This is a genomic window from Mesorhizobium sp. M2A.F.Ca.ET.039.01.1.1, assembly GCF_003998035.1.
Lineage (GTDB): Bacteria > Pseudomonadota > Alphaproteobacteria > Rhizobiales > Rhizobiaceae > Mesorhizobium.
On record NZ_RZRY01000301.1, the window covers coordinates 1 to 7,367 of the forward strand.

Consider the following 7,367-nt stretch of genomic DNA (forward strand, 5'->3'; position numbering starts at 1 on the left):
CCGCCGCGGCGCGCAGATGGTCGGCCGCCCGGCAACGTTGGCCGAGCCGATCAAGAACGGCCGCGGCCGCATCCGGCTCGGCGACACGCTGTGGCGCGTCTCCGGTCCCGACCTGCCGGTCGGCGCGCAGGTGCGCGTGACCGGGGCGGCGGATACCGATCTGGAGCTGACTGTCGAGGCAATCTGAGCCGAGACAGATCAAAATATCGGGCCGATTCGGCCTGAAATCTCACGCGTTAAGCTGCGCCGATGCGCAGCAGGTCGTGGAAGTGAACCACGCCCACCGGCATTTTGTTTTTGATCACGACCAGCGCGCCGATATTGTGCTCGTTGAGCATGGCGATCGCCGTGCCCGCTAGCGTCTGCGGATCGATCGTCTTGGGGGTGCGGGTCATCACCTCATCGACGGTGACGTCGGCGAGATTGCGATGCAGATTGCGTGCGACGTCGCCGTCGGTGACGATCCCGACCAGTTTGCCGCTGGCATCGACGATGCAGACACAGCCAACTTTCTTTTGCGAGAGCGTCATCACCGCTTCCGGCATCTTGGTGCCGAGCAAAGCAAGCGGCACCTGATCGCCGGTCCGCATGATCTCCGAAACCAGGGTCAGATTGGCGCCAAGCTGCCCGCCGGGGTGCAAGGTTCGGAAGTGATCGGATGTGAAGCCACGCGCCTCGAGCAGCGCGATCGCCAGCGCATCGCCCATGACGAGTTGCAGAAGCGTCGACGTCGTCGGCGCCAGCCCGTGCGGACAGGCCTCCGGCACGATCGGCAGCAGCAAGACCACGTCCGCCGCTCGCGCCAGTGCAGAGTTCTCGCCCGAGGTGATGGCGATCAGGGGAATGGAAAAGCGCCTGGAATAGGCGACGATGCCCATCAGTTCCTTGGTTTCGCCCGACCACGACATGGCGATGATGGCGTCGTCACGGGCGATCATGCCGAGATCGCCGTGATTGGCCTCCGCCGGATGGACGAAAAAGGCCGGCGTGCCGGTCGAGGCCAGCGTCGCGGCGATCTTGGAGCCGATATGGCCGCTCTTGCCGACGCCGGTGACGATGACGCGGCCCGCGATCCGCGAAATCAGGTCGATGGCCGCCGCGAAGGGCTCGGCCAGCCCATCTGCGAGTGCGGCGGCCAGGGCCGCCATGCCGGCCTGCTCCGTCGCCACCGTTCTCAGCGCCGATTCGATCGCAGCCTGCCTGTCCGGCTGCTTTCTTTCTGGGGACCCCGCATGCATGGCAGAAGCCATTAGCGCCATGTCGCCCGCCTGTCCAACGGAATTGCCGTTTGCCCTCGTTTGCGGGCAACCCAGGCAGTCAGTCTCAACCCTCCGTTAACCATCCGCATTTACGGTTCGGTAAGTATGGCGCAACCGCGCCGCGCAAGCAGTGGTGACGATGTCCGGGGGCCAGCCTGAAACGAAAATCGGTCGAAGGGGCATTGCCGTTGCAGCACTGCTGACGGCAAGCGCGCTTGCCTTGCTGCGCCCGGCGCCTGCATTTTCGCAGGAAACCGAACTGCGCGGCGAGGTTTCCGAATCGGCCATACTTGCCGACCAGCAGCGCAAGGCCAGGCAGTTGCGGGCGCAAGGATCGCAGGATCAGAACGCTCCCGCCGCCGTCCAGGACACGGCGCCGACAACCTATCAGCCGGCAAGCCCAGGCGCGGTTCCGGATGACGACCAGACGGCTGGTGCGTCGGACAGCATCTTCGACCAGCCGCCGGCAGCCAACGACCCGCTGGCCGACACGGCGCCGGCAAAGCCGCGCCGGCCTTCGACGGCAAGGCAGCGCACGCAGGACGCCAAGGCCGACACGAAGGCCAGCACCAAGACTGCCGATAAGAAAAAGACCAAGAAGAAGGCGGGCGAGGCAACCGACAACACGACCACCGCCGCAACCGCCGCCACCGGTGATCAGGCCGATGCTGCAGCGACTGCCGGCGACGGCGGCAACCGCCGCGCCGTCACCATCGACAGCGTCGACAAGCAGAAGCTCGACCCGGGCCAGGAGCGTACCGGATCGATCGATGGACAGAAGGCCAAGCCGGAGGAAGATCCCTTCGCCGCTCCCGGCGTAAGGATCGGCACCTTTGTCTTCCGTCCGACGCTGGAGCAAGGCTTCACCGCCACGTCGAACGCCGATTCCAGCAGCACTGGCAAATCGGCCGTCCTGTCGGAGACAGCGCTGCGTTTCACCGCGACCTCCGACTGGCGCGAGAATTCGGCTCTGATCACCGGTTACGGCCAGTTCCGCAACACCGTCTCGGGCCAAAAGATCAACGATGCGCAGGGCCGCATCGAGGGCCAGCTCAATGTCGATCTCGACAACGAGCTGCGCGCCATCGCCAAGCTCGGCTACGAGGCAGCGCCGGAATCGGCCTCCTCGCCAGATGCGATCGCCGGTGTCACCCAGCAGCCGCTGCGCCAGACTGTGGACGGCAGCCTCGGCATCGAAAAAAGTGTCGGCAAGATGCGTTATGCGCTGACCGGCTCGGTCTCCCATGATTTTTACGGCGACGCCGAGCTCTCGGATGGAACCAGCATTTCGCAGAAGGATCGCGACAACACGCTCTACACGGCCACCTTGCGCACCGGCTATCAGATTTCACCGGCGCTGACGCCCTTCACGGAAGTCGAGGCCGGGCGGCGCATCTATGACCTGCGCGTCGACACCGACGGCTTCGAGCGGTCCTCGACCAGGCTTGGCGCGCGTGCCGGCCTCGAGCTCGACATGGGCGAGAAACTTTCAGGCGAATTCGCCGTCGGCTGGCTGCGCGAGGCGATCGACGACAGCCGCCTGCCGGCGGTGGCAGGGCCGAGCATCAACGCCGACCTCAAATGGTCCCCCGAGCGCGGCACCACCATCGGCCTCACCGGCAAGACCAACGTCGAGACGACAACGACGGCCGGCGAGAGCGGCGATATCCTCTACTCCGGTCGTTTGACCGGCGAGCGTCAGATCCGCGCCAACCTGACGGCGAACTCGGCGCTTGGCCTCGATTGGCGCGATTACACCGGCTCCGACGGCCACGACCTGATCCTGAGCGCCGAAGCCGGACTGACCTGGTGGCTCAACCGCTATGCCGGCCTCACCACGAGGATGCGGACGGAGAAGCTGACCAGCAACCTGCCTGGACGCGACTATACGGCCAACAGCGTCTATCTTGGTCTGAAGGTCCAGCGCTGAAGAGTAGCGGCAATGGCCCAAGCCTATGCCGAGATTCAGGGGTTCCGAGAGGCTAGAACGCGGCGCCGCGGCGCTCCACCGGCCGCACCTCGTCCAGCAGCGTGCGGATGACGCCGGCCATGCTTGCGTTCATGTCGCTGCGCCACAGCGCGAAGGCGACATTGGCCTCGACGAACCCTTCCGGCGAGCCGCAGTCGAAAGTGCGGCCCTTATAGTGGTAGCCGTAGAAGGGCTGCTTCTTCTCTAGCTTCAGCATCGCGTCGGTCAGCTGGATCTCGTTGCCGGCGCCGCGTTCCTGGCTTTCCAGGATGCCGAAGATTTCCGGCTGCAGGATGTAGCGGCCGTTGATGTAAAGATTGGAGGGGGCGGTGCCCTGTTTCGGCTTTTCCACCATGCCGGTGATGCGGAAACCGTGATGCGTGTCCTCGCCGCGCCCGACAATGCCGTATTTGTGCGCTTCCGCTGGGTCGCATTCCTGCACGGCGACGATGTTGTTGCCGGTCTCGGCATAGAGCTCGACCATACTTTTCATGCAGCTCTTTTCCGACTGCATGATCATGTCCGGCAGAAGCAGCGCGAAGGGCTCGTCACCGACCAGCTCGCGGGCGCACCAGACGGCGTGGCCGAGGCCCATCGGCACCTGCTGGCGCGTGAAGCTCGTCTGTCCCGGCGCCGGCTGCAGCCGCTGCAGGCGGGCGAGCTGGTCGTCCTTGCCGCGCTGGGCGAGCGTGTCGTAGAGCTCGAACTGGACGTCGAAATGGTCCTCGATGACCGCCTTGTTGCGCCCGGTCACGAAGATGAAATGCTCGATGCCGGCCTCGCGCGCCTCGTCGACCACATATTGGATGACCGGCCGGTCGACGACGGTCAGCATTTCCTTCGGGATGGCCTTGGTGGCCGGAAGGAACCGCGTGCCGAGGCCGGCGACCGGGAAAACTGCCTTGCGAACGCGCTTCATGCTGACACCCCTGCTTTTCGGCCAATTATCCGCTCGGCGGCACGCTCCGCAATCCCCCCAAACATTTTCACGCCGGAATGTTGGGCTATCGGACGTCCAGGTTGAATGTGAGAGCTAGAAGCCGCGACACCTCTTTTCGTTCCCGGCGGCGCCTATGGTAAACTAAATACTAACCCGGTTCGGCGTTGAATGATCCTTCCTGATTTGACGAAGGAGGAAATGATGTCCGTTCGCAACACCGCGAGGCGCCTGACGGCACTGGCGACCGCAGCCGGCCTGACCTTGGCCCTGCTGATGCCCGCCGGACCCGCTTTCGCCGATGCCGGGTTCCGCCAGTGGGTCGCGGGCTTCCGCGCCACCGCGGTGGCGGGCGGCGTTTCGGGCGCTGTCTACGATCAGTCCATGAGAGGCATCGAGCCCGACCCGGTCGTGCTGGAAAAAGCCCGCACCCAGCCCGAATTCACCGCGCCCGCCTGGGACTATTTCGACAACCGCGTGCACGACCAGGCGGTCGCCAACGGCCAGGCGATGGCACGCAAATGGAAGCCATGGCTCGACCGCATCGAGGCGCGGTTCGGCGTCGACCGCAACATCCTTCTGGCCATCTGGTCGATGGAATCGAATTATGGCGAGACGCTCAAGCGCGACGACATCATGCGCAACGTCATCCGTTCGCTGGCCACCCTTGCCTATGGCGATCCCAAGCGCTCGAAATATGCCAGCACCCAGCTGATCGCGGCGCTGAAAATCCTGCAGAGCGGCGACATCGACGAGAGCCATCTGATGGGCTCCTGGGCCGGCGCGATGGGCCAGACCCAGTTCATCCCGACCAGCTATCAGCGCTATGCGGTCGACATGGACGGCAACGGCAGGCGCGATATCTGGAATTCGATCCCCGACGCGCTGGCGACTTCCGCCAATCTGCTCAAGAAGAACGGCTGGCAAGCCGGCAAGACCTGGGGCTATGAGGTCACCATACCGGCCAGCAAGCTGCCCGGCGGCGCAAAGACGATCGCGCAGTGGCAGGCGCTCGGCGTCGTCAGGGCCAGCGGCAAGCCGTTCAAGAACCTGACCGACAAGGCGACGCTGAAAGTGCCGGACGGCCGGGGCGGCCCCGCCTTCCTGATGATCCGGAATTTCTCGGTGATCAAGGCCTACAACAATGCCGACAAATACGCTTTGGCCGTCGGGCTTCTGGCCGATGAGATCGCCGGCGGCACCGGCCTGGTGCAGGACTGGCAGCGGCCCTTCACCAAGCTCAGCTTCGAGGAGCGGCAGGAGCTGCAGAAGCGGCTTTCCGAGCACGGCTATTACGACGGCAAGTTCGACGGCAAGATCGGCGACGGCTCGAAGGCCGCCATCATGGCCTACCAGGCAAAGGTTGGCCTGACCCAGGATGGCTATCCGAGCCTGGAAGTGCTCAAATGGCTCCGCAAGCGGTAGCAGAGCCGCTCTAATGCATGTCGCCCAAAAGTGCGCAGCGGTTTTGGGGGAACGACATGCATCAAAACAAAGACTTAAAGCGCGTCGACTGAATCCATTTCAGCGCGACGCACTTTAGGGCGCCAGGCATCCTTTCAAAGACGGCAAGGATGCGGTAGCGCTTCGGCTTGCGCATGACTTTCCCGCGTTTGCCTGGTCATGCGCCAAGGGATGGAGAGGTGTTTGGTTTCGGTCGCGCGTATCAGGCAGGGTATTCGCCGGGCGCCGATCCTGATTCTCGCCCTTGCCGTGCTTGTCGTCACCGCCGCCGGCGTGTTCCACGCCCCTGCGTTCGCGCAGGAGGAAAGCCGCGGCTGGTCGCTGCGCGACCTTCTGTTTCCCCGCCGCAGCGAACGCATCGAGCCGCCCGTCGAAGTCCAGCCAAGGCCGAAACCCAAGAAGAAATCCAAGCCACGCCCGCCGGCGGAGCCCGAAACGCCGATCGTCGAGAAGACCAACGATGCTCGCGTCGTCCTGGTGGTCGGCGATTTTCTGGCGAGCGGGCTTGCGGAGGGGCTGGACACGGCCTTTGCCGACAATCCCGCCGTCAGGATCGTCGCCCGCTCCAACGGTTCCTCCGGCTTCGTTCGCGACGACGTCTACAATTGGCCGGCCCAGATAAAATCGCTGATCGAGACCGAGAAACCGGCGGTCGTGATCGTCATGCTGGGCTCCAACGACCGGCAGCAGATGAAGGTCGGCGAAGTGCGCGAGCAGCCGCGCTCGGAGAACTGGACCAAGGAATATGAGCGCCGCACCGATGCGCTGGGCAAGGCTCTTCAGGAGACCAAGGTGCCATTCCTGTGGGTCGGCATGCCGGCTTTCGGTGTGTCGAAGATGAATTCCGACATGCTCGCCTTCAACGACATCTATCACTCGGTCGCCCAAAGCAATGGCGGCGAGTTCGTCGATGTCTGGGACGGCTTCGTCGATGAGAACGGCGCTTTCGTCACCTCCGGCCCCGACATCAACGGCCAGCCGGTGCGCCTGCGCTCCGACGACGGCATCAACGTCACCAAGGCCGGCAAGCGCAAGCTCGCCTTCTACACGGAAAAGCCGCTGGCCAAGATCCTCGGACTGGCGGCGCCGGGAAGCATCACCACCGTGTCGGCGCCGGCCGGCGCTCCGGTCGAGGCGCCGAAGCCGGCCGCCGCGCCCATCATCGTCGACCGCACCGCGCCGATGCTGCTCGGCGATCCCGCGCTCGACGGCGGCACTGAACTGCTGGGTGCCGCGCAGCCTGCCAGGGCCGATCCGAACCTGCCCGGCGAAAAGCTGATCCTGGAAGGCAAGGCGCCGGCCGCCTCACCCGGCCGCGCCGACGATTTTTCCTGGCCGCCGAAGCCGACCGCCGCCGCTCAGCCCGATACGGCGGCGGGCGTCAATCAGTAGCTCATCGGCTCGGAGACCGTTTTAGAAATTCGCTCCTGCGAGTCAGATGGTGGTGTTTTCGAGAACCGGACCGGAGCGTACGTTGACGTACGTGAGCACCGGAAGCGCAGAAAACGCCGGCAGTTGACCGTAGGAGTAGAATTTTAAAACGGTCTCAGCGCGGAAGAACCGTCGATCCCATCAACGCTTCGTCGATCGAGCGCGCCGCCTGGCGGCCCTCGCGGATCGCCCAGACCACCAGCGACTGGCCGCGGCGCACGTCGCCCGCGGCATAGAGCTTGTCGACGCTCGTCCTGTAATCGCTGTCGTTCGCCTCGACATTCTTTGAGCGGCGGCTGTCGGTAAC

At 64.5% G+C, this 7,367-nt stretch carries 6 protein-coding genes and 1 pseudogene; 4 read left to right on the forward strand and 3 right to left on the reverse strand.

Going from position 1 to position 7,367, the window contains the following annotated elements:
* Positions 1 to 187: NfeD family protein (locus EOA24_RS21455; RefSeq protein ID WP_189354108.1), on the forward strand; the 187-nt coding region annotated here is incomplete at its 5' end.
* Positions 188 to 236: 49 nt separating this feature from the next.
* Here the strand turns inward: EOA24_RS21455 and EOA24_RS21460 are convergent.
* Positions 237 to 1,238 (reverse strand): KpsF/GutQ family sugar-phosphate isomerase, encoded by a 1,002-nt coding sequence (locus EOA24_RS21460; RefSeq protein WP_126081466.1) that lies wholly within the window; start codon positions 1,236 to 1,238, stop codon positions 237 to 239.
* A gap of 160 nt (positions 1,239 to 1,398) precedes the next feature.
* Here EOA24_RS21460 and EOA24_RS21465 point away from each other — a divergent pair, with 160 nt between their 5' ends.
* The gene (locus EOA24_RS21465) at positions 1,399 to 3,189 is read left to right on the forward strand and encodes an outer membrane beta-barrel protein (protein ID WP_126081465.1); all 1,791 of its coding nucleotides are present in this window, start codon (positions 1,399 to 1,401) and stop codon (positions 3,187 to 3,189) included.
* 52 nt (positions 3,190 to 3,241) lie between these two features.
* Here the strand turns inward: EOA24_RS21465 and galU are convergent, their stop codons facing one another.
* The gene (gene galU / locus EOA24_RS21470; protein ID WP_126081464.1) at positions 3,242 to 4,147 is read right to left on the reverse strand and encodes a UTP--glucose-1-phosphate uridylyltransferase GalU; all 906 of its coding nucleotides are present in this window, start codon (positions 4,145 to 4,147) and stop codon (positions 3,242 to 3,244) included.
* A gap of 222 nt (positions 4,148 to 4,369) precedes the next feature.
* Here galU and EOA24_RS21475 point away from each other — a divergent pair, with 222 nt between their 5' ends.
* Positions 4,370 to 5,590, forward strand: coding sequence for a lytic murein transglycosylase (locus EOA24_RS21475; protein WP_126081463.1), 1,221 nt, complete (start codon positions 4,370 to 4,372; stop codon positions 5,588 to 5,590).
* Between the two features lie 222 nt (positions 5,591 to 5,812).
* Positions 5,813 to 7,021, forward strand: coding sequence for a DUF459 domain-containing protein (locus tag EOA24_RS21480; protein WP_126081462.1), 1,209 nt, complete (start codon positions 5,813 to 5,815; stop codon positions 7,019 to 7,021).
* Between the two features lie 154 nt (positions 7,022 to 7,175).
* Here EOA24_RS21480 and gltD read toward each other — a convergent pair.
* Positions 7,176 to 7,367: pseudogene (gltD, locus tag EOA24_RS21485) on the reverse strand (glutamate synthase); the annotation flags it as partial.